Below are 22,850 nucleotides of genomic sequence, written 5' to 3' on the forward strand. Positions count from 1 at the left end.
GTTATGATTTCAGTTGATAAGCAACTGCATAAAACTTAATCTGTTTGGTCATCGCCATCAGTCCGTTAGCTCTGGATGGTGAAAGGAATTCCTGCAATCCGATCTCTGCAATAAAATCAAAATCAGAATCCAGAATCTCCTGAGTGGAATGCCCACTATAAATGCTTACTAAAAGAGATACGATACCTTTGGGTAAAATACCATCTGAATCGGCATTAAAGAAAAGTTTTCCGTCTTTAAATTCGGCATCAATCCAAACTTTACTCTGGCAGCCCTTAATCAAATTTTCTTCTGTCTTCTTGTCTTCCGGTAATCCTTTCAGCTCTTTTCCAAGATCAATAATGTACTCGTACTTTTGCTCCCAGTCGTCAAGAAATGCGAATTCATCGATTATTTCCTGCTGTTTTTCTTTAATGGTCATTTTAAATCAAATTTCTTTATGCAAAGATAACCAATTTTGTAAAATTTATTTACGGGATGCTTTCTCAAAAAGTTGCAAAATCTTTATTTCTTCATTCTCCCAACAGAATACATCTGCAGCTTTGTTCAGCTCTTCCTGATAATACCGCCTTCCTCTGCTAAGAATCAGATTAATTGCTTTTTCAATTGTTTCCGGCTGGTGGTCACTTACAACTTCACCTACATGGAATTGGTTTCTGATACGCTGCATTTCCGGAAAATTGATCATAACCAAAGGTACTCTGGACTGAATATAATCACAAACCTTATTAGGCAGGGAATAATAATAGCTTACTCCGTTATTTTCTTCAAGACTAAATCCTGCATCAGCCGTTTTTGTGATCTCTCTGAGATTATCTGGCTTCAATTTACCCAGAAAAAATACTTTATCCTGTAATTCTTCCTGAACAACAAGCTGTTCATATTCTTTTTTCTTTGGCCCATCACCCGCAATCTTAAGAACCGCATCTTTAATATGATGCATGGCTTTAATCATTTTTTCAATTCCTCTGGATTGGTTGATTGCTCCCTGATACAGAATTATTTTAGGATGATTGTCCGGAATTTCAGGAACAGAACTAATTTTTCTCGGAATATTTCTTACCACTACCGGACTCACATTATATTTCTCATGAAACCATCCGGCATAGCTTTCACTTTCCGTCATCATAAATTCTACTTTTGGAACAAGGTTTCTTTCCAATACTCTCCAGAATTTCTGTGAAAATCGGTTTTGTACCGATGGCATTTCCGTAAAAATTTCGTGGCTGTCAAAAACCAGGGGAATATTCATTTTTTTGGCAATGAGATAATTTGGCAGAAGTGCGTCTATATCATTGGCATGAAGGATAGTATCTTTGTCCGCTTTTTTTTTCAGTTCATGATAAAGCTTCCAGTTGAATTCAAAATAAGCAGTCTTTAAAGTTTTAGACTTCAGCGTTATTCTGGAAAAAGGATAAGGGCGTTCCATTTTCTCATTCCCTCCCCAATCATTTCCTATCAGTTCTACAGGATATCCGTTATCAAAAAGGGTTTTACAAACCTTTTCAATTCTCTGATCGGTATACAGGCTGCTGAAGGCAGATACTATTATTTTCTTCTTCATTTATCTTTCTTATCTAATATTAAATGATAAACCTGAATGAAGCAAATTAGCCCATTGGGTATAATAACCGGCCACAGTGGCCCGCTAAAGAACCCATAAATGACAAAACACATACAGCCAATCATGTTGACAATTCGGATTTTTCTTACATCTTTCAGTATGAAACTCAATACGATAAAAACAGAAGCAGAATAGCCGATATAAGTAGTGATCTCAGGATTCATGGGGAAAATTTAAGGATAACAAACTTAATCATTTTCAATAAGATAATAAAATTTTTTCTGCCATAAAGTCATTAATTGATTTTTGGTAAAATATTTGTAATTTAGATAATGAATAAAAGGTAATGTTGCCTTTGTTCTAATGAGATATATTATGGATTATAAGTTTTCACAAGGTTTGAGCCAGGTGTTCAAACAAAGCAAAAGCGAAGCTAAAAGGCTGAAAAGTGAATTTCTTAATACAGAACATCTACTTTTAGGTATTATAAAAACGGAAAACTCTGCAAAAGAAATCCTTCAAAACCTTAATGCGGATTTAACACAAATCAGAAGAAAAATTGAAACTCTAAATACAGCAAGTCTTAATCCTATTTCTGAGGAGGTTACCAATATTTCTTTCACCAAAATGGCGGATCATGCCATTAAACGTGCGGAGTTAGAATGCCGACAATACAAAAGCAATGAGATTAATACCGTTCACCTGCTTTTAGGTATTCTTTATAAATATGAGGACCCTACTTCAAATATTCTGGGAGCTTATGACATCGACTATGAAGGAGTTTCAAGAGAGTACCAGACTATGCTTAAAAATTCCGGGCAGTCGCCACAAATGAGTGCTTATGACGATGATGATGAGAGAGAAGAATTTGAGCAAATGAGAAAGCCTACAGGAAATTTAGGTTCTGCAAAAAGTAAAACTCCTACTTTGGATAACTTTGGTAGAGACCTTACTTCTTTGGCCAGAGATGGAAAACTGGACCCTGTGATCGGGCGTGAAAAAGAAATTGAGAGAGTTTCTCAGATCTTATCACGAAGAAAGAAAAACAACCCGCTTCTTATCGGGGAGCCTGGAGTTGGTAAATCTGCGATCGCCGAAGGTCTGGCATTAAGAATTCAACAGAAAAAAGTATCAAGGGTTCTTTACGGAAAACGAGTGATCACTTTAGATCTGGCAAGTTTAGTTGCCGGAACAAAATACCGTGGTCAGTTTGAAGAAAGAATGAAGGCCATCATGACGGAACTGGAGAAAAACAGAGATGTTATCTTATTCATTGATGAGCTTCATACAATTGTGGGAGCAGGAAGTTCTACAGGAAGTCTGGATGCTTCCAATATGTTCAAACCGGCTTTGGCAAGAGGAGAAATTCAATGCATCGGGGCTACCACTCTGGATGAGTACCGTCAGTATATTGAAAAAGACGGAGCTTTAGAAAGAAGATTCCAGAAAGTAATGGTGGAACCTACTTCTATTGATGAAACGATTCAGATTCTGAACCAGATCAAAGATAAGTATGAAGAACACCACAATGTAATTTATACGCCGGAAGCTATTGCAGCGTGTGTCAATCTGACATCGAGATATATTACAGACCGTTTCTTACCGGACAAAGCTATTGATGCTATGGACGAAGCAGGTTCAAGAGTTTATATCAAGAATATGAAAGTTCCTACAGAGATCATTGATTTTGAAAAGAAAATTGAAGATATCAAAGAACTGAAACAGAAAGCTGTAAAAGCTCAGGATTATCTTGAAGCAAGAAAGCTTAAAGATGAAGAGGAACGTCTTCAGATGGAACTGAATGCTGCTCAGGAAAAATGGGATAAAGATGTAAAAGAGAAGAAAGAAACCGTAACGGAAGAAAATGTAGCGGAAGTGGTTTCTATGATGAGTGGAGTTCCTGTAACTAAAGTAGGCAAAAACGAACTTGACAAGCTTGCCCAAATGGATGAGAAGCTGAACGGAAAAGTAATTGGCCAGGAAGATGCAGTGAAAAAAGTAGTGAAGGCTATCCAAAGAAACAGAGCTGGTCTTAAAGATCCGAACCGTCCAATTGGTACATTTATTTTCCTTGGAACAACCGGTGTTGGTAAGACGGAATTGGCTAAAGTAATGGCAAGAGAGCTTTTTGAATCCGATGAATCTCTGATCAGAATTGACATGAGTGAATACATGGAGAAATTTGCGGTTTCAAGATTAGTTGGTGCGCCTCCGGGATATGTTGGATATGAAGAAGGAGGTCAGTTAACAGAAGCTGTAAGAAGAAAACCTTATGCGGTGGTTCTTTTGGATGAGATTGAAAAAGCTCACCCGGATGTATTCAATATTCTGTTGCAGATCCTTGATGAAGGTCACGTTACAGACAGCTTAGGAAGAAAGATTGACTTTAGAAATACCATCATTATTCTTACTTCCAATATCGGAACAAGAGATCTTAAAGATTTTGGGGATGGTGTAGGATTTGGAACTTCAGCTAAGAAGACAAGTTCAGATACCAGAGCAAGAAGTACAATTGAGAGCGCTCTTAAAAAAGCATTTGCTCCTGAATTCCTAAACAGAATTGATGATATTGTAATCTTTAACTCTCTTGTACAGGATGATATCAAGAAGATTATTGATATTGAGCTGAATAAACTTTATGGCAGACTTGAAAAATTAGGATATAAAGTAGAATTAACTGAAGATGCTAAAAACTTTATTTCTGAAAAAGGATGGGATAAAGATTTCGGAGCGAGACCATTGAAACGTGCGATTCAGAAGTACATTGAGGATTTATTAGCAGAAATGCTGGTTAATAAACAATTGAACGAAGGAGAAACCGTAGTTCTTGACCTTAATGAAGCGAAAGACGGATTGGTGGGAAAAACTTCAAAACCTAAGAAGTCATCAACTGCTGAAAAGTCTTCTTAATCTTAAATAATTAATTTAATTTCAATAAAAAAGCACCAGGAATTTCCTGGTGCTTTTTGCTTTTATACGTTTGACTAAGCCCTTCCCTATTGAATTTACATTTTGATGTTGTTAAATTATCTGCGTGATCTGGAAAATCTGCGAGATTATATTTAAATACATCCGTTTTTATTGGAAAATGCAAAGACACAAAAGGATTTTATATGTGATGCATTTTAAGGCGCAAAGATTTTATCTTCGATAAAATTGAAGTACTTATATATAATTTTACTAAACTCCTTCAATGGATATAATCGTTAAAGCCCTACCACAAAACCGATATTCGGGATCAGACCGCTTGAAAACACGCTTGAATTTTGCTTCCAGAGAACATTATACATTAATCCCAGCTGCATAAAGGAATTATTACCAATTCTCTGCATGTATCCTCCTCCCAGAAACAACGCATTTTCTTCCGTATTGAATTTATAATCATAGAATTTATCCTTATAATCAATAAAATAATGCTGATAATTGGCTCCCAGATAAAATGATCGGGCGAAATAGTAATTGATAAAAGGCCCTACTCCAAACATTGTAGATTTATAAGAATTGGAAGTCTGCCATGAAACCGTTCCTACTACACCTCCTTCAAGATCATTCGTAAGTCTGTATCCAACTCTGGGAGATGCTGATAAATTAAAAGCACTATTGCTTCCGAAGCCTACTCCAATCCCTCCTCCGAAAGTCCATTTACTGTTTTCCTGTACCGGTGCTCCCACTGAAACCTGAGAAAAGACTGATCCTGAACCCATCAGCATCATTGAAATAATAAACTTTTTCATATGTAGATATATTTTGTTTTGATGATATTTTATACTCCCATCCATAGCAATTGACGGAATATAATGATGATCATGACAACCATCGTTTTTATCAATGTTTAAAATTATGGTTTTTTTACGAATTTATTTAGTTGTATTTTTGCCGGGTCAAACTAAGAACTCCCGTTAAGAGTTTCGTAAAATTGAAATACAATGAAAATAGTAGTAGGCCTCTCCGGAGGTGTAGACTCTAGTGTTACAGCGTATCTGCTGCAACAGCAAGGCCATGAGGTAGTGGCTTTGTTTATGAGAAACTGGAATGATGCTTCCGTGACTCTTGAAGATGAATGCCCCTGGATTGAGGACAGTAATGATGCCCTTATGGTAGCGCAAAAACTCGGAATTCCTTTCCAGGTTATAGACATGAGTGAGCTTTACAAGGAACGTATCGTAGACTATATGTTTGCGGAATATGAAAAAGGAAGAACTCCGAATCCTGACGTTTTATGTAACAGAGAGGTAAAGTTCGATGTTTTCATGAAAACGGCAATGTCCCTTGGAGCAGATAAAGTTGCTACAGGACATTATGCCAGAGTACACTCCACTTTTGATGAAAACGGTAAGGAGATTTTCCATCTTTTATCCGGAAAAGACAACAATAAAGATCAGTCTTATTTCTTATGCCAGCTGAGCCAGGATCAGTTGTCAAAAGCTTTATTTCCTATCGGAGAGCTTACAAAGCCTCAGGTAAGAGAGATTGCTAAAGAAATCGGATTGGTAACTGCAGATAAAAAAGATTCTCAGGGATTATGTTTTATCGGAAAAGTAAGCCTGCCACAATTTTTACAGCAGCAATTAAAGCCCAATGAAGGAGAGATTGTAGAAATTTTTAAAGATTCACCATTATTTTCAGAAGAAAAACCTGAATTTTCGTCCAAAGAAGAGGAACTTGAATTTTTATCACGAAAAATCAATTATAAAAAATCTGACGGAAAAGTAATCGGGAAACATCAGGGAGCCCAGTTTTTCACGATCGGACAAAGCAAAGGTCTTGGAATAGGCGGACATAAAGAAAGCTGCTTTATTGTGTCCAGAGACATGGAAAACAATATTCTTTTTGTTGGCGAAGGAAGCCATTTTCCCGGACTTCATAAAAAAGCATTGAAAATTGATAATTCTGAACTGCATTGGGTACGTGAGGATATGAGACTTCAAAAGGGTGAATCTTTGGAAGTAATGGCCAGATTCAGATACAGACAGCCTTTACAAAAAGCGATTCTATACCAGTTTGAAAATGCATTTTATATTGAATTCGATGAACTGCAATCTGCTATTGCTGAAGGACAGTTTGCTTCCTGGTATATTGATGAAGAGCTTATCGGAAGCGGTGTGATTTCGTAAGAATTCGTTGTGTATGTGTAAGGGTTTCGAAGGTAGAAATTTTTAGAAAAATAATTTTTGAAATTTTCTGTAACGTTTTTAAAGTTATCATACTTACTAAGTAAATAACAATAAAAAATTACTATGAAAACGACTACAAGAAACCAGTATGCCTACGTAAACAATATCCTGATCTCAATTGTATCTGCAGTTTTGGGTTACAACCTTTATCAGGTTATCGTACATCCGGAAAAATCTAACATCGCTGTCACACTTATCTTAGTGGTTCTTACCTCCGCTATGATACGAAAGTATGGCTATCAACCTATAAAAGATATTTAATATCAACAACGCATAATAAAGCCCGGAACTTGATTGTTTCGGGTTTGTTTTTTACAAGGTCTTTACTTTATCTTTTTATTTATGTGATTTGATATAAAAACCAATGTAACAATACATTCCGTCATTAAAATCATAAATAGGAAGCCAATAGGTTTTCCTAACATAATTCCTCTGAACAGTTTTACCAATCCCAATAAAAAAATAAGTCCCGCAAAATAAAATGTTATTTTCGATCCCCGTTCTTTAGAAGAGTTTATAAAAACAGAAGCATAAAATCCAAGAATCAGGATGGCGTAAAATGTAAGAAAATCTGGGCCCTTAAGAATTATGGGATTAAGTGTCTGATATGTTGTAAAAAGCCATACAAAACTTGTTACAACCGGAACTGAATGAATGATTATCTTTTTCATAATAATGAATTTTTATCCTCCACAGCCACCACAACCGCCACAACCACCGCAGCCGCCACCACATCCTCCTCCGCTGCAGCTGGAACCTCCACAACCTCCCCCGTCACTATTCTGAGAATCTTTTTTATTAGGATCAGAAACTTCATTATTTCCTATTACAGACACTATCGTTCCCAATATAAAAATCATCCCAAAAACCACCCCTGTAACAAGTAATCCGGTAAAATCATCACCTTCCGTACACGAGTATAGCAGCAGTAAAATAAGGAAAGGAAAAAGAATCCTCAGTTTTTTTAGCCAGGACCCGCCTTTACTTTTTATTGTCAATTCTTTCCAGATCTCGGCTGGAGCTTCCTGTTGAAATATTTCACAATAACTTTTCAATGTATTGCCAAACCAGTTCTGATGTTTTTTATTTTCAGTTTCTCCACCTTTTGAGGGATGATGATGAAGTGGTCTTTTTAAAATATGGGGACAGAACTCTTCCCAATAATTCTGGGTATAGATGAGATGCATATGCCATACTTTATCTACGATCTTACTTGGTGAAGCTCCATTGGGAAGAATACAGCAGAGATAGACAAACTTTTTATATTCTTCAATTGCTTTGCGGGTAAAATCCTGGCTCCAGCACTCTTCTTTTGCCAGCTTTCTTGAAAACGGAAAATCCGCATCTGGTGCATCCAGTGAAAATTCCTGTATCCTGTTCCATAAGGATTCATCTTTTAATAACATCTTTGTTTCCATTGTTTTAAATTTTGTTTTTCTATTCAAATGTCAATGGATTTTTAAATATAAAAGTCTTACATAAATCTTTTTTGGTTTGATAAAAATCTTAAATTAGTCTTATAAAACTGAAAACAAATGAAAAAGGAAGATATTCTTCATCTTGAAAAACTGATGACCTTCTTAAGCCGTCATTTTTTAAAGAAAAACCATTGGGAAGACGTAACAAAAACCGAATGGTCCTACATCGGCGCTGAACTGAACGAACTGATTATCAACGATCATTCTGAAAAAGAAATAAAAAAAGATCCTGACATTCTCGGTACCAATTATCTTTACGAGCATTTGATCATTAATAAACTGAAGAAATTCAGACAAAATGAAAATGCAGCTTTAAGTAAACCCAACCTTGCCAAACTAAGCCTGATTGTAAAGGTTCTGGGATATTCCAATTATATAGATTTCATTAACTCTAATACAGAATCTTTCGATTTTAATGACCTTAGAATTGATATGAATAATGCAAATCAAAATACAGCTCTTTTAGAACGTCTAGTGGGTTGCTGGTACTCTTACAACAGAAATCTACCGGAAAATCCTGTAATGGCAAAAGAAGACCGTATCTGGCGCTCTGCCATGGAAATATACAAGTCTGAAACTACAGGAGAATATTTCATAGAGAGAAGCGGTGGTGATCATCATAAATATTTCGGAAAGGTAACTGCTTATTCTGATTATGTTTTTATCATTATGAACAGCAATACATTCATCCGCCAACGGCATTTCATTTCCAGAATAAAAGACATTAAAGAAAAGCTTAAGAATCCCGACTATAAACTCCACGAAATCCATTTTATAAGCACCTGCATAAGTTTTAACCAGGAACCGATTGCCCTGTTTGAAATTTTCAGAAAAGCAGACAGAAAAAACTTTATTTCAGATTCTATAAGCTTTCCGATTGACAGCGATGAAATTCCAGAATCTATTGTTAAACAACTTGAAGACACTGAATCTAACAGAATTGATTACAGATAGTTATACTTCTTAAAAAAAAAGATATAATAATAACCACCGAACGTTCAACAGATAAAAAATGAAGCGTTTACAGTAGAAATATATTATTTTTTCTATTCTCTTATGCCTAGAATACATTTACTCATTAAAAATCAACAGATTACTGCAATAATTCTCCTAACTTGATAGTTCTAATAATGAACCCTTCAATTATCTTGCTATGGAATATTATGAATTGTATGAAGTTTTGAAAAGCCATTTTGATTCCGGAAAGGAAATTGTAGAGGTCAAAGAATTAAATATAACCATAGAATCTATTCCGTTTGAATCTAAGGTTTCCGATCTGCTCTATGGCTCGGAAAATCATACCTGCTGTAAGCACAGCCAATCTCTGGAAACCAATGGAAAAGGGTATCTGCTCTATAATCAGCCTACGGTAGACATCAAAGACTTCGATATTGAATGCAATAAAAAGTTTACGTATTATATTCTCAAAAGAACTGATGTGAAAACCGCAAAAGGGTGTATTCTTTTTTTCCACGGCCTGAATGAAAAGAAATGGGATAAATATCTGCCGTGGGCTTATGAACTGGCTCAAAGGGCAAATAAGGCTGTCATCCTCTTTCCTATTGCTTTTCATATGGATCGTGCAGAAGCTGTATGGAGCGATCGCCATCATATGATGGAAATTGTAAATTTTAGGAAAAGGAAATATCCGGAAAACAGTAATTATTCTTATGTGAATGCGGCGATAAGCTCAAGGCTGGAAGCACATCCGCAAAGGATTTTCTGGTCAGGATTGCAAACCTATTCCGATATCACAGAGGTGGTAAAAGATATTAAAAATAATAAGATCAGCAGTATTTCTCCGGATGCAGAGCTGGATTTATTCGGATATTCAATTGGTTCATTCCTTTCAATAATCATTAAAATGGCAGATCCAAATCGCTTCTTTACCCAATCTAAGGTCTTTTGTTTCTGCGGAGGAATGACAATCGACCGCATGTTTCCGATATCCAAATACATTATGGATACTCAGGCGACTGTAAAAATGCAGTCTGTTTTTACAGAGCTTTTAAGCTCGGATTTTAAATCGGATTCTCGTTTGAAACATTATCAGAATGATGAGCTCCATCCTCAGGAAAGCTGGTTTAAGAAGATGCTTCGTTACAATTATTTTCAAAAGGAAAGAGAGGAAAGAATACAAGAAATTCAGTCACAAATAAAGGCATACGTTCTGGAAAAGGATGGCGTTGCGCCTCCAATGGAAGCCCTGAATACTTTACAAGGCGGTTATCGTAACATTCCCGTAGATGTAGAAATAAAAGATTTTCCGTATGAATATTCCCATATGGTTCCGTTTCCTCTTACTCATAAGCATAGTAAAGAGGTTACAGAAGCCTTCCAGCAGTTTATACAATCAGCGAGTGATTTTTATGCCCATTGAGTATCAAACGAACAGAATTTTCCTGTTAGGGATAAAAAATAGAAAGGAATAACTTAAAGATAATGAGTACAAGGTCCATGGTTAGTTTTTTTTAAATTAAAATGAAAATATTCTCTCCAGGACCGCCTGATAACAGATACCTGTTTTGATCAGCTTACCAGCCAGTCTTTGAAATCTTTAACACGATCTCTGCTTACTGTAATCTCTTCCTGAGGCTGAAACTCAAGATCCACTTTGTAATAAGGAGATGTGTGAATATTCTTTATATAATCTGAATTGATAATAAACTGTCTGTTGACACGGAAAAACTTTTTCGCATCCAGAACTTCTTCCAGCTCATCAAGCGTAAAATCTGACGGATAGGTACGGTCTTCGGTCTGAAGGTAGACTATCTTATTCTCGCTGAAAAAGCAGCTTATTTCGTGTGTCTGCACGATTTTAAGATTATACCCAATCTTCACCAATACTCTGGAAAGCATAGACTTTTCCTTCCTGATCAACTGTTTGATATCCTGTGAACCTATCGTATTGTTTGCAGGAATAAATGATTTAAATTTCTCCACTGCACCTTCCAGATCTTCATCAAGAATAGGTTTTAAAAGATAATCGATGCTGTTCAGCTTAAAGGCCTTCAGTGTGTATTGGTCAAAAGCTGTTGTATAGATAATGAATCCTTTGGTAGGAATTTTTTCAAAGATATCGAAAGACAATCCATCGCCTAAAACAATATCTGAAAATATCAGCTGAGGATGTTCATTTTCCGAAAACCAGGCAACCCCCTCTTCTACCGATTCTATTTTAGCAACTACTTCAATTTCAGGAAAATTACTCAGCATACGCTCTAATTTCCTTGAAGCAGGTTTTTCATCTTCTATAATGACAGTTTTGATCATTAGTTTTTAATTTGGTTTTCAGATTTCAGGAACTAAAGTTAGATAAAAGCGGGCAGATTTTAATAATCTATTGTTTTTTTCTCTTTTTCAAGTTCTCTTTCAATCATTTCTCTTTCCCATTCGGAATCAAAAACAAAAAGTTTAATTGCTTTTATAAGAAGAATGAGTCCCCATATTCCGAGTATGGTATATCTGTCAAAAAGCTGAATTCTTACAATTTTCTCTCCAAAAATATCATCAGGAGCAATAAGAACTGCAATAACTGCAAATATAAAAATGCTTCTATAAAACTTTTTAAGGTTCTGGGTTCTTGTATAGGCTGTATGATAATCCATGATCGTATAAGTTTTTAGTGTAATTATTGATTAAAATGTTTTTATTTTTTCTTTTTCTTCTTTCTCCATCAGTTCTTTTATTTTTCTTTCTTCCCAGTTTTTTCCCATTCCAAATACATTTATAGCATGAAATGCAATTCCTACTCCCCATCCTAAAGCCGGCCATAAAAACCATAGGTATCCTGGAGCTGTCAGAAGGTTTAATACTGCTAAAAACGGAATCACCACACAATAAGAAGCAAGGTTTCCATAAAACTCTTTCAGTTCTTTTACTCTTCTTGAAGCTTTTCTGTAAGCATTCGTTTCTTTATTTGATGATAAAATTTCCATAATATTCTGTTTTAAAGGTTAATATCTTTTTTGTTGAATCAAAGGTAAGCCGGAAAAAGGAACCCAATCAACTTTATATGACCGAATGGTAGAAAATACTGCCCGAATGGTAAAAATTTGAACTCAGTAGATAAACGGGATCACTTTCTTTGTCGTTTTTCTGTATTGAATATATTCTTCTCCGAACTGTTCTACCAAAGCCTGTTCTTCAACTTTAATACGGTAAGCAAAAGCCAAAAACGGAGGAACAAAAGCAAAGATTAGTGACAGCCAGTTATTTAAATATAAGCCCAACCCAAGTGACGTCAGCAGAGAAAAAGCATAGGAAGGATGTCTCAAATATTTGTAGAAACCTTCTTTTTTAATCTTATGATCCTGTCTTATTGTTACATCTACCGTAAAGTATTGTCCCAACGATCTGATAATAATATATCTGAAAATAATTCCGATAAGTATCAGAGCTTCACCAAGGTAAAGAATCCAATCACCATCAACCATAGGTAAATGAGTATAATATGATAAACTTATTGAGCTTGCTATAGAAAAAGGAATGGCCAGCCACAAAATATTCAGGGTAGATTTATCCTTGTCTTTTTTATCAGACTTCCCGGATTTCATCATGTTTTTGTATAGTATTTCACTAATAAACCAAACTGCCATTGACATATAAAATAGAATTACCAAGGTGTTCATTTTTGAAAGTTTTTAAGGTTAAAGTTCTTTGTAAGCGAAAGTGTAACAGGATTATAAACCTGACTGTATGATCATTTTCATTTAATCATCTTTCTTCTTATTCATTAGTTCCCGTACTTTATCTTCCTCCCACTTCTTTACAAACCCGATTCTTGGTAAAAAAACCGCTACGGCGTGGGTAAGAAGCCCAATTCCCCATAAAGTGGCTGTAAAGAAGTTCTTGAATTGAAAATAACTTTCTCCGGGTTCCAGATTAGAAATATTGTAAAAAACAATAAGAATGTTCACAGCTATGTAAAAAAATAAATGCCCATAAAATCCTGTTAATTGATTCACTTGCTTTTTAGCTTCCTGATATTGAATATCATTTTCATCAAAATTTTCCATTTTTTCTGTTTTTTTGCTGATTCATAATTTCTCTGATCTTTTTTTCCTGCCAAGATTCTCCGATCCCAAAAACCCTTAAAGCCTTGAAAGCCAAAATCATTCCCCAGCCCAATGCCGGATACCAGAACCAATATTCCCCTTTGCTGGTAAAAAGATTGATAAAAAATAAAAAAGGAATGATAATACAAAAAGAAATAAGGCTGGAATAAAATCCTTTTATTTCCTTCACTCTCTTTTGCGCTTTTTTGTAGGCTGCCGAACTATTATCAGTCTCAGGACTGGCAATATGCGGCTTAACTAGAAGCATCGGAAGCTTCACTTTAAAATGATCCTCAGATTTTTCTATAAACACATTCCGCTCCGTAAGAAGAGAATAACGTTGTACAATATTCGCAAGCCCGATTCCGGAGCTTTCTTTGATCTGCTCCCTTACCTGCAGATTATTTTCAATACAGAGCGTATTTCCGTCTGAAAAAATTCTGATGATCAAAGGTTTTGAAGACGTTGCAAAGTTATGTTTGATGCAGTTCTCCAGCAGCAGCTGCAAAGACAGAGGAACTACGTACTTCTGATAGTCTTCCTTCGTAACATCAAAAGTAAAATCTACGCTGTCTTCGAATCTGGTTTTTAAAAGCTCACAGTATGTTTTCGCAAATTCTATTTCATCTTCTACCGTTACCAGCTCTTTATCTTTCTGTTCAAGTACATAACGATAAATCTTTGACATTGAAGCCGTAAACTTCTGGGCTTGTCTGGGATTTTCATCAATTAAAGAGCTTAACACGTTCAATGAATTAAAAAGAAAATGAGGATCCAGCTGGTTCTTTAAACTTTCAAACTGTGCATTTGCTGATTTTGCAATAAGCTTCTGCTCTACCACTTCTTTTCTGGAAGTCTTCTTCAGCTCTTCCATAAAACTTTTAGCGTGAAGAAATGCTGAGATCAGAAGGGCGATATTGATCATAAACCAATTGGTAAGCCCATATCTTTGAGAAAAGAATTCTTTAGTAGTAGCTGTTTTCTGAATCACAACATAATTCATGTAATTACAGAAATACACCAGAATAAAGTTCCCAATGATAATGGAAATAATACTTAAAACAGCTCTTGTACGGGTTGTTTCAGACCAGGGAAATTTCTTGTTGAGAAATTCATTGATAAATCCGTTACCAAGCCCCAATACAAAAGAATACATCGTTGAAAGAAGCAGCGTAATCATAAAAGTACTCAAAGTCTTTTCATCATTAAAAAACAAAAAGAAAAACAATGTAGTTCCCAATGATGTCCAAAGCAATATGGTAAGGTATTTACGTTTCATGAGCTGTTTCTTGATTCAAAATTAGTTTTTATTAAAGGTATCAAAAATTAATTCTTACCGAAAGGCTGATTTTCATGCCCGAATGGGACTAAAAAACCTTCACGAATGAAGGTTAATTTTTATCTAAAAAGTAAGGAAAGAGAGTTATTTAGCTTTTTCTGCCGGAAGGCTTATGAAATATTCAGCTTCTGCTTTTCCCCAATTCGGATCTAAAGCTGTTTTAGGTTTATAAGCATTGAATTTAGCCAGGGCATCTTTAAACAATTCTAATCCTTTGGTTTTACTTCCGCCATACTGTTCTGGTGTAAAATAAACATCTTCCGCTTTGATAAGAGCAATTCTTGGGTTGGCAGGATCCAGCTTTTCCGCAGTACTCATCTCTTCCGCAGCTCTTGCTCCGTCTGTCATATAACGCTGCTGCGGATTGACCATCATTCTCAAAGAATAAGCCATCTTTCTTAACAGGTGAATTTCCGCGTTATCTGTTCCGGCAAGGTTCTGAGCCATTCCTAAATACTTTTCGGCTTGTCCGGCTATTCCATCAAGTTCCTGCATATTCCCGGTTCTCATCATTACTCTTCCTTTCTGAATCTGCGTAAAAGCTGCATAATACTGTGGAAGCCATTGTGTACTTTCTTTACTTCCTATTCTCTGGAAATCGTTAGCCAGTGTCTGAAAGTCTTCAGGTGTTTTGCAGGTCTCTATTTTTGCAATTTTTTCAGACATAATTTTTTCGTAACCTGTCTGTGCAAATGCTGTTAAGCTCATAAAAGCTAAAGCAAAGCTTAAAAGATATTTTTTCATAGGATTAAATTTTAAAAGTCAGTTATATTGTTTGTTCTAAGTTATGTTTTTATAGATTATTATTGATTGCATCTTCTGTTTTATCTACTCCGAAGCTGAAAAAGGCTCCAACAAAAACAAAGGTATTCACAGGCGGAACCACTGCCGAGCTTCTTGATCCGTCTACAGAAAAATTATATCCGTACACATTCTTTGATCCTAAAACATTGGAAATACTCAATACAAATACCATAAACGATTTAGCATCTTTTTTTCCTACACTTGGCACATAATTGAAACTCAGATTCAATGCATTATAATCTTTTAGTCTTCCTTCATTTCTGGTGAAATTAACGGCTTTTCCATCTTCAAATTTAGAGGCAATGTCATAATATGGCCGCCCTTTAGCGTATGTGTAAGAAAGATTAACCCCTAATTTCCACTCCGGAATAAATCTTTTTACAACAGCTGAAAGCGTATGCTCTGCCGCAAAACCTGGCTGTAGGCTTACCGGATAATTGAGGAAATCTCTTTTAGAATCCAGGAAAGAATAAGTAAGCCAATAATCTATATTCTTAAAGGTTTTCTTATTATCTCTCCAGAACAGTTCCAATCCTTTTGCATAGCCGTAACCTCCATTATTGAAAGCCGTCTGAATTTGCTGATTCTGTTCTTTTCCCTGTGTGATATTATAAGTTTTGATAAGCTGGTCATATTTTTTATAAAAAGCTTCAAAACGTAGCGTTCTCCCCTCCGAACTTCTCTGAACCTGGAAAATATAATGTTGTGATTTCTGAAAATCCAGATCTGCTGGTCCGTTGATGTATTTACTTTCGGGATTCTGATAAAAAATTCCATAAGCAAGAGAGGTTGTCCAGTCTTTTGCCAGGCGGTATGCCAAAGCAAAACGGGGTGCAAGATTGGTTTTTCCTAAAAAAGATGAGTTCTCTGCTCTTAGCCCTATTTTTGCAGATAATGCATTGCTAAAACCTAAATCGGTTTCAACAAAAGCAGAAGAAATGAGATCTTTATAATGTTTATGAACTTCTTCAAAATTCAGATTTTCGTCGGTATTATTTAATTCAAAGCCTCCTCTTACAGCACTGATTTTGTTAATTTTTCTTTCAAGAACAGCTTTGAAATTAATGTAATTTCCATCCGTAAGAAGTCTTGTTTTATCAGATTCTATATCGTTGGTTTCTGTAGAGAAATTAAGGTCCGATTTATTATAGGAATAAGAACCTCCGACATTCAAAAGATATTTTCCGAATTTTTGTCTGAAAGAAAGGTTGTGATATGTATTCTGCCCTTTTAATCTTACCAGCCCGAAATCATAGCCCGGTTCAAGACTTTGCGTTTTTACCCCCATTTTATTCGAGTTGTACATTCCATAATACTTAAAAATACCTCCTGATTTTGTTTTAAATCTGAAATTAAAATCACTGTTCAGCCCTTGCGGAGCTTCAATAAAGTCTGTATTAAAATTAAATACTTTCTGCATCAGACTTAGCAGTGAATATCCGGCAGAAGCACCATAAGAATAATTCTTATTATTTCCCAGTTTTTGAAATCCGGCACTCAGGAAAATCGGTGACACCCCAAAATTATAAGAAGTTTCATCCGGAAGATCTACACTTTCCAACATTAATGCTCCTGAAAGCGCTTGTCCATACAACGCAGAATATCCTCCACTGGAAAATACATTCCCTTTGAAAAGAGAAGTATTGAACTGATCTCTTCCGGCTATCCCCGGCACTGAATTAGAGAAATAATTATTAATAAGGCTTCCATCCATAAAGATTTTGGTTTCTGTAGCTGTACCTCCTCTTACGAAAAGCCCTTCTGACTCCCCTACTTTCTGAACACCAGGCAGATAAGTAAGAGCAGAAGAAATCTGTCCGTCTGCCCCAGCCGTTGTATAAATATCAATAGGCGTAAGCAGCGCGGTTGCTCTTTTCTTATCACTGGCCTCAATAGATCCTGCAGAGACCACAATAGCATCAATCTCACTGATCTGTTCTTTAAGATCCACATTCACTGAAATATCCTGGCCTTCAATGGTAATAGTTCTTTCCACATCTTCATATTTCGGATGGGTAAAAGTTATTTTCTGAATTCCTTTTTCTGAAGTTTCAAAAGAGAAGTTCCCCTGGACATCTGTTGTGGCACCATCATAGGTATCTTTCAGAGTTACGTTTACTTCACCAATCCCTTTATTCTTAAAGGCTACTTTTCCTGAAATTTTTACCTGTGCATATCCTGTTATCGAAATAATAAGTAATATCAGAAGCAGTAATTTTTGTCCTTGCGTTTTCATGTTGAGCAGTTTTCTGGTTCAAAAATAGGATGAGAAATGCCCTTCTGTAAAAAAATTATTACCGAAAGGCATTCTTTTGTTACCGAATGGGAAATTAATGGATCGGAATACAAAAATCCACAATCATTTTCCCTTCCGGATGTTCTTTAAAATTCGAATGATAAATTTCAAAGGGGAAAGTTTTCCTTATAGAATAATTGTTCTCGTTCATCCAAAGAAACAGAGAAACCCAGCATTGTTCAATATCATTGAGGGTTACTTCTCCGCTCCCTACAATGAACTTTCCGGCCTCAATGGTTTCAGAAAATACCTCTCCTTCCGGGTATGAAAGCTTTTCATCCAGAAGCATACACGCATGAATTCTTACCTTATCCAGTGGGGTTATCTGGCAGCTGTCATGATAAACAGAAATCATTTTTACATTTTCCCTTGGAAAAAGACCTTTCTTTAGGGCCCAGTCTATCAGAACATTGAAAGAAGATTCCACATTTACAATTCCCAGGCTCATTACAGAGGCCAGATCCATTTCCGGCAGTTCTTTTACTTCAATTTTTAAATTCATTTTTGTCCAGTTTAACAGGTTTTCAATCTTGCAAATGTATTGGCTGAAAACCGTATCAATTTGTCCGTTCTTGCTTTCTATCTGTAAAATTCTGTGGAATTTTTCGGGGGCTGATTTACGAAATTCGGAAGGAGGAAGACCATAATGTTTTTTAAATGTTTTGCAGAAAGCCGAATGGTTTGAAAACCCAAGATCAAAATAGATATCTCTGATCTCAACACTTTTCCGCTTAGCAAGGTAAAATGCGCTTTTTTCCACCCTTTTCCTGATAATATACCCCTGAAGGGTTTCTCCTGTAACCAGTTTAAAAATTCTGTGAAAGTGAAATGGTGAATAGGCACTGAACTCTGAAATTTTTTCCAGAGAAAGTTCGGAATCCAGATTTTTGTCTATGTATTGAATCGTTTTAACGATCCTTTTTTTATACTCTTCCAATTCAAAAGTGTTGATTCACAAAGATATGATTCTGGAAAAGATATCAGTTGTCTTTTATTGCGGTCTTAAAGAAAATCACATTTCAAGGTGTTTAAAATCAGGATGTGTCATTTTAATATTATTATCCGAAGAGGCAATATAACAGTGATAATCTTCATGAATAAAGATCTTCTTCGTAAAAAACTTTTCATCCTCTATAACACATTCATCATTTACAATTTCGAAAGAATCCAGAGGAAGCATCATTCCGCTGCCATGTGCTTTTATAACAGCTTCTTTTCTCGTCCAATACGTAAAAAATCCCTTTATTGAATCTTCGGAATCATGAATTTCACGAAACTCATTTTCTGTCATCTGAAATTTAAAATCGAAATAGTTGATCTTCGGATCAGTAAATTCTACGTCTATACCTATTGGAAACTCTGCAATAATACAGGCTACCAGTTCTTTTGAGTGCGAAATATTAAATTGAATATCACATTCTTTCAAATAAGGTTTTTTATTCGGTAAAAGGCCTGTTTCTGCTTCAGATATCTGAAAATAGTTTTTTAACCCGTATCGCAATAGGACCTTTCCCAACAAAGAAAGCTGTGCATCCTCCCATCTTCTGTACTTCAGGATATCTTTTTTAATATCATCTGAAAAAGCAGGCAGATATCTATCTAAAAGATCCCGGTGTTTTTCTTCATTAATGAATGTGTACAGAATCACCATTTCTTATTTTTTTATTGATTTAAAAATATTCCATTATTGTTGTCACAATTGCAGAACCAAAATAAGCATTTTCTCATGGAATCTCAGAATCAATAAGTCTGTTTTCAAACTAGCAAAGTCCCGGACTGAAACATAATGAGATACGTTTCCGGTTTACTGCAAGTTCAGAAAAAAATACTGGAATCATAAAGCGCTTTGGAAAATCTTTTTTAAATTTATCCTAAAATCACTATAAATCATTTAAAAATGAAAGTACAAACACTAGCATTATTGGCAGGATTTGCGTTTTTAGCTGCTTCATGCGGAACTACAAAAACATACTCCGTAAATGCCAAAAGCGGAACACAGACAGGAGGAACTGCAAAGTTTACTCAAAAAGGAAATGAGGTTATCATGAAACTTGATATTACCCACCTTACTCCTGGAATCCATGCGGTACACATTCATGAAAAAGGAGACTGTTCTGCAGCAGACGGAACCTCTACAGGCGGACACTGGAACCCAGCTAAGGATGACCATGGTAAATGGGGTGCCGAACATTTCCATATGGGAGATATAGGAAACCTGGTTGCTGATCAGAGCGGTACTGCAACACTGACTTTCAAGACGGATAAATGGTGTCTTGGCTGTACAGATGAATCCAAAAACATCATCGGAAAAGGCCTTATTGTACATGCTGCCGCGGATGATTTCCATACTCAGCCTACGGGAAATGCAGGTGGAAGAGTGGGATGTGTAGAGATTAAATAATCCCCCTTATTTAAATAAAAAGACCGCTAATTTTCATTAGCGGTCTTTTTATGTTTAGGATTTTGCTCCCATATCTGTTACAATATTCATTGCTTCCTGCAGGTAAAGATCTTTTTTCAGATTTTTGATCCACATTTCAGATTTTTTCTTGAAAGCTTCATCTTTTTTCTCTCTTTCTACTTCACTTGGATACATCATAAACTGAAGTCCATTCTCAAATTTAGTTAAAGCTTTGAACTTTTCAATCTGAGATTTTCTCTGCTTCATCAGATCATTGAATTTATTAATATTCAACGTAATACTTTCTTCTTTATCCAGTTTCTCTCTCCATTGTGCTGATTCTAATAACAATTGATAATTGGTATTTTTAGCCATTCTGCCTGCACTTGCTTTTTCAAGAGCCTGAATGTTGAAATAGTTTAGTTTCTGGAACTTTGTAGGTGGAATTTTATCCCAAGCCAACGCATAGTCATCATAACGCTCTCCTACTTCAGCATAGGTAAAGAAGTCTTTCATTTGAATATCGGAAACAATACCCTTTCTCTGCGTAGATTCTCCTGTAATTCTGTAGAACTTCTGGATGGTTAGCTTTAAAGATCCGAAATCGTCTTCAGTATTCAGGAATCTGTTCAAATCCACAAAAGTCTGAACGGTACCTTTTCCGAAAGACTGTGGAGATCCTACGATCATTGCTCTTCCGTAGTCTTGCATTACTCCTGCAAGGATTTCTGAGGCTGAGGCAGAAAGCTCGTTCTGCATGATCACAAGTGGACCCGTCCAGATAGGAGCTTCATATTTATTTTTTAAAGTCTGTATTTTTCCATTTCCGTCCTTCACCTGAACATAAGGCCCTGCATCCATGAAAAGCCCCATAATATCTCCTACTTCTGTTAGAGATCCTCCTCCGTTATTTCTAAGGTCAAGGATGATCCCTTCAATGTTCTGAGCTTTCAGTTTAACGATTTCATTTTTGATATCATCAGAAGCATTTCTTCCTTTTGCATTTTCAAAATCAGCATTGAAGCTTGGAAGGTTAATAAATCCGTATTTCTTTCCGTTTGGAGCATTTACTACAATACTTCTTGCAAAAGTATCTTCAATAGCAACTTCCTCACGGATCATTGTTACATCCTTGATTGTTCCATCTTTTTTCTGAACCGTTAAGGTAACCGGAGTTCCTTTTTCTCCTCTTATTAATCTTACTGCTTCATCAGAAAGCATACCTACTACATTAACTGCGTCTTCTTTTGGCTTGGATTTTACTTTTAAGATCTTATCTCCTTCAGAAAGCTGCTTAGACTTCCATGCCGGTGCTCCAATGGTAAGCGCACCCAGATACAGATTCCCTTTTTTCTCCTGAATCAAAGCCCCGATACCAATTACTTTTCCTGTAAACTGGGTATCAAAATCTTCTTTATCCTTTGGAGAGTAATAGTTGGTATGTGGATCGAATACCTCTGTATATGCATTCATATATACTGTAAACCAATCCATTTTCTTTCTTTTTTTGAATCTGGTGAAGGTATCTTTTACCAGATCTTTTACTTCGTCCGTAGCTTTTTTGATCTTTTCGTCCTGAGTAAGAACTTTAAATTTGATCGTATCTTTCAGCTTATATTTTTGAACAGAATCTTTCTTTTCTTTTTGAGCTTCTTCCTTACTGTTCATGGATTCAATTTCCTGAAGGATATTGTATTTAATGAATTTTTTCCATTCATTATATTGTTCCTGCTTATTAGCGGGTACTTTTTTAAGCTTTGGCTCCAGGGTAAGGGTTTCATCTTCCTGAAGATTAATTGGCTTGCTGAAGATATCCTGAGTGATTTTATCAATTTCATCTACTCTTTGGTACAGCCTGTCAATAGTAAGTTTATAGAATGTAAGATCTCCCTGGCTGATATAGTCATCAAGCTTAGTTTCATGCTTGCTGAATTCATCCATATCAGATTGCACAAAATATCTTTTTGCAGGATCTACCAATTCAAAATAATGCTTATAAACATCCTTAGAATAAGCATCATTGAAAGATTTCGGGCTATAATGTAAGTAAGAGAGAGTGTTTTTTACGCTCACCATTATCGTCTGCATCTTTTCATCATCGTTCTTTGGCGAGTTGAAACAAAACATTAGACTGGTTAATGGAATCAGGAGTAAAAATTTATTCAGTTTGAAATTTTTCCACATAAACTGTCTTTATTTATTAATTTTTTTTAAATAAGTATCATAATTAGTAGCAGTAAGTTTGGTACTGTTACAAATGATCAAATTTAATACCTTATTTACAAATATCGAACAGTTTTTCCTATTTTTATTAAAAGTGAAGCATAAATAATAAGGTTCATTTTGAGCATCTCCTTTTATCAGGTACTTTGACTGAAAAATGAGGGGAGAAGATTTTATTCTTTTTACAAGAATTTTTTTTCTAACAAATTGAATAAATAGATACCATAAAAATGGATTTTGTTCCATAAAGGCATAAAATATGCTGATATTTAATCATATAACTTTAAAATGTAACGTCATGAGAAGTTTATTATGGTTAATCGCAGTCATCTGTATCGTTGTATGGCTTTTAGGAATGTTAGGAATAGTTCCGGGAATCAGTACGGGCTATTTAATCCACATTTTATTGGTTATTGCTATTGTTGTAATTCTTTACAATATTATTACCGGCAGAAAACCTCTTGAATAGGCCAGCGTTTTGTAAAACCAATTTATTCAATCAATTATCAGGCTT

23 protein-coding genes are annotated in these 22,850 nt (G+C 35.6%); 7 read left to right on the forward strand and 16 right to left on the reverse strand.

Annotated features, from left to right (window positions below; translation table 11 throughout):
- Position 1: 1 nt before the first annotated feature.
- Genes F3J23_RS10140 through F3J23_RS21630 form a run of 3 tightly spaced genes read right to left on the reverse strand, consistent with a single transcriptional unit; the run spans position 2 to position 1,788 of the window.
- Positions 2 to 421 (reverse strand): SufE family protein, encoded by a 420-nt coding sequence (locus F3J23_RS10140; protein WP_137904536.1) that lies wholly within the window; start codon positions 419 to 421, stop codon positions 2 to 4.
- Positions 422 to 466: 45 nt separating this feature from the next.
- Positions 467 to 1,564: a glycosyltransferase gene (locus F3J23_RS10145; protein WP_167027859.1), complete on the reverse strand. Its 1,098-nt coding sequence runs from the start codon at positions 1,562 to 1,564 to the stop codon at positions 467 to 469.
- Complete coding sequence (locus F3J23_RS21630) at positions 1,561 to 1,788, reverse strand: uroporphyrinogen decarboxylase (RefSeq protein WP_167027862.1); 228 nt, start codon at positions 1,786 to 1,788, stop codon at positions 1,561 to 1,563. The genes F3J23_RS10145 and F3J23_RS21630 overlap by 4 nt, the downstream gene beginning before the upstream one ends.
- Positions 1,789 to 1,939: 151 nt before the next feature.
- Between F3J23_RS21630 and F3J23_RS10155 the strand changes: the two genes are divergently transcribed.
- Complete coding sequence (locus tag F3J23_RS10155) at positions 1,940 to 4,474, forward strand: ATP-dependent Clp protease ATP-binding subunit (RefSeq protein WP_167027865.1); 2,535 nt, start codon at positions 1,940 to 1,942, stop codon at positions 4,472 to 4,474.
- A gap of 296 nt (positions 4,475 to 4,770) precedes the next feature.
- Here the strand turns inward: F3J23_RS10155 and F3J23_RS10160 are convergent, their stop codons facing one another.
- Positions 4,771 to 5,298 carry a hypothetical protein gene (locus tag F3J23_RS10160; RefSeq protein WP_167027868.1) on the reverse strand — a complete coding sequence of 176 codons (528 nt, stop codon included), beginning with the start codon at positions 5,296 to 5,298 and terminating at the stop codon, positions 4,771 to 4,773.
- Between the two features lie 192 nt (positions 5,299 to 5,490).
- On the opposite strand from F3J23_RS10160, the gene mnmA reads away from it, so the two are divergent.
- Positions 5,491 to 6,678 (forward strand): tRNA 2-thiouridine(34) synthase MnmA, encoded by a 1,188-nt coding sequence (gene mnmA, locus F3J23_RS10165; protein WP_167027871.1) that lies wholly within the window; start codon positions 5,491 to 5,493, stop codon positions 6,676 to 6,678.
- A 123-nt stretch (positions 6,679 to 6,801) separates the two neighbouring features.
- Positions 6,802 to 6,999, forward strand: a complete 198-nt coding sequence (locus F3J23_RS10170) for a hypothetical protein (RefSeq protein ID WP_167027874.1) — start codon at positions 6,802 to 6,804, stop codon at positions 6,997 to 6,999.
- Between the two features lie 422 nt (positions 7,000 to 7,421).
- On the opposite strand, the gene F3J23_RS10175 is transcribed toward F3J23_RS10170, so the two are convergent.
- Positions 7,422 to 8,156, reverse strand: coding sequence for a glycine-rich domain-containing protein (locus F3J23_RS10175; protein ID WP_167027877.1), 735 nt, complete (start codon positions 8,154 to 8,156; stop codon positions 7,422 to 7,424).
- A gap of 117 nt (positions 8,157 to 8,273) precedes the next feature.
- Between F3J23_RS10175 and F3J23_RS10180 the strand changes: the two genes are divergently transcribed.
- Both F3J23_RS10180 and F3J23_RS10185 read left to right on the forward strand, forming a co-directional pair.
- Positions 8,274 to 9,170 carry a hypothetical protein gene (locus F3J23_RS10180; protein ID WP_167027880.1) on the forward strand — a complete coding sequence of 299 codons (897 nt, stop codon included), beginning with the start codon at positions 8,274 to 8,276 and terminating at the stop codon, positions 9,168 to 9,170.
- 199 nt (positions 9,171 to 9,369) lie between these two features.
- On the forward strand, positions 9,370 to 10,596 hold the full coding sequence (locus tag F3J23_RS10185; protein WP_167027883.1) for a DUF6051 family protein: 1,227 nt from the start codon (positions 9,370 to 9,372) through the stop codon (positions 10,594 to 10,596).
- 149 nt (positions 10,597 to 10,745) lie between these two features.
- Here F3J23_RS10185 and F3J23_RS10190 read toward each other — a convergent pair whose 3' ends face one another.
- The 10 genes from F3J23_RS10190 to F3J23_RS10235 all read right to left on the reverse strand — a co-directional run bounded on the left by F3J23_RS10190 (position 10,746) and on the right by F3J23_RS10235 (position 19,363).
- Positions 10,746 to 11,489, reverse strand: coding sequence for a LytR/AlgR family response regulator transcription factor (locus F3J23_RS10190; RefSeq protein ID WP_167027886.1), 744 nt, complete (start codon positions 11,487 to 11,489; stop codon positions 10,746 to 10,748).
- 59 nt (positions 11,490 to 11,548) lie between these two features.
- Entirely contained in the window at positions 11,549 to 11,824 is a 276-nt protein-coding gene (locus F3J23_RS10195) for a 2TM domain-containing protein (RefSeq protein WP_167027889.1), read from the reverse strand.
- A gap of 30 nt (positions 11,825 to 11,854) precedes the next feature.
- Positions 11,855 to 12,154 (reverse strand): 2TM domain-containing protein, encoded by a 300-nt coding sequence (locus tag F3J23_RS10200; protein WP_167027892.1) that lies wholly within the window; start codon positions 12,152 to 12,154, stop codon positions 11,855 to 11,857.
- Positions 12,155 to 12,277: 123 nt separating this feature from the next.
- Positions 12,278 to 12,847: a methyltransferase family protein gene (locus tag F3J23_RS10205; RefSeq protein WP_167027895.1), complete on the reverse strand. Its 570-nt coding sequence runs from the start codon at positions 12,845 to 12,847 to the stop codon at positions 12,278 to 12,280.
- Positions 12,848 to 12,928: 81 nt separating this feature from the next.
- Positions 12,929 to 13,234 carry a 2TM domain-containing protein gene (locus F3J23_RS10210; RefSeq protein ID WP_167027898.1) on the reverse strand — a complete coding sequence of 102 codons (306 nt, stop codon included), beginning with the start codon at positions 13,232 to 13,234 and terminating at the stop codon, positions 12,929 to 12,931.
- Positions 13,221 to 14,552: a histidine kinase gene (locus tag F3J23_RS10215; protein WP_167027901.1), complete on the reverse strand. Its 1,332-nt coding sequence runs from the start codon at positions 14,550 to 14,552 to the stop codon at positions 13,221 to 13,223. Before F3J23_RS10215 ends, F3J23_RS10210 begins: the two co-directional genes overlap by 14 nt.
- 144 nt (positions 14,553 to 14,696) lie before the next feature.
- Positions 14,697 to 15,356: a hypothetical protein gene (locus F3J23_RS10220; RefSeq protein WP_167027904.1), complete on the reverse strand. Its 660-nt coding sequence runs from the start codon at positions 15,354 to 15,356 to the stop codon at positions 14,697 to 14,699.
- A gap of 49 nt (positions 15,357 to 15,405) precedes the next feature.
- On the reverse strand, positions 15,406 to 17,652 hold the full coding sequence (locus F3J23_RS10225; protein ID WP_167027907.1) for a TonB-dependent receptor: 2,247 nt from the start codon (positions 17,650 to 17,652) through the stop codon (positions 15,406 to 15,408).
- Positions 17,653 to 17,746: 94 nt separating this feature from the next.
- On the reverse strand, positions 17,747 to 18,649 hold the full coding sequence (locus F3J23_RS10230; protein WP_167027909.1) for a GyrI-like domain-containing protein: 903 nt from the start codon (positions 18,647 to 18,649) through the stop codon (positions 17,747 to 17,749).
- A 75-nt stretch (positions 18,650 to 18,724) separates the two neighbouring features.
- Complete coding sequence (locus F3J23_RS10235) at positions 18,725 to 19,363, reverse strand: 4'-phosphopantetheinyl transferase family protein (RefSeq protein ID WP_167027912.1); 639 nt, start codon at positions 19,361 to 19,363, stop codon at positions 18,725 to 18,727.
- A gap of 246 nt (positions 19,364 to 19,609) precedes the next feature.
- Here F3J23_RS10235 and F3J23_RS10240 point away from each other — a divergent pair, with 246 nt between their 5' ends.
- The gene (locus F3J23_RS10240) at positions 19,610 to 20,113 is read left to right on the forward strand and encodes a superoxide dismutase family protein (protein WP_167027915.1); all 504 of its coding nucleotides are present in this window, start codon (positions 19,610 to 19,612) and stop codon (positions 20,111 to 20,113) included.
- A gap of 54 nt (positions 20,114 to 20,167) precedes the next feature.
- Here the strand turns inward: F3J23_RS10240 and F3J23_RS10245 are convergent, their stop codons facing one another.
- Complete coding sequence (locus F3J23_RS10245; protein WP_167027919.1) at positions 20,168 to 22,297, reverse strand: carboxy terminal-processing peptidase; 2,130 nt, start codon at positions 22,295 to 22,297, stop codon at positions 20,168 to 20,170.
- Positions 22,298 to 22,634: 337 nt separating this feature from the next.
- On the opposite strand from F3J23_RS10245, the gene F3J23_RS10250 reads away from it, so the two are divergent.
- Positions 22,635 to 22,805 (forward strand): lmo0937 family membrane protein, encoded by a 171-nt coding sequence (locus tag F3J23_RS10250; RefSeq protein ID WP_117590580.1) that lies wholly within the window; start codon positions 22,635 to 22,637, stop codon positions 22,803 to 22,805.
- Positions 22,806 to 22,850: the final 45 nt, after the last annotated feature.

The sequence above is a fragment of the Chryseobacterium sp. Tr-659 genome (assembly GCF_011752975.1).
Classification (GTDB): domain Bacteria; phylum Bacteroidota; class Bacteroidia; order Flavobacteriales; family Weeksellaceae; genus Chryseobacterium.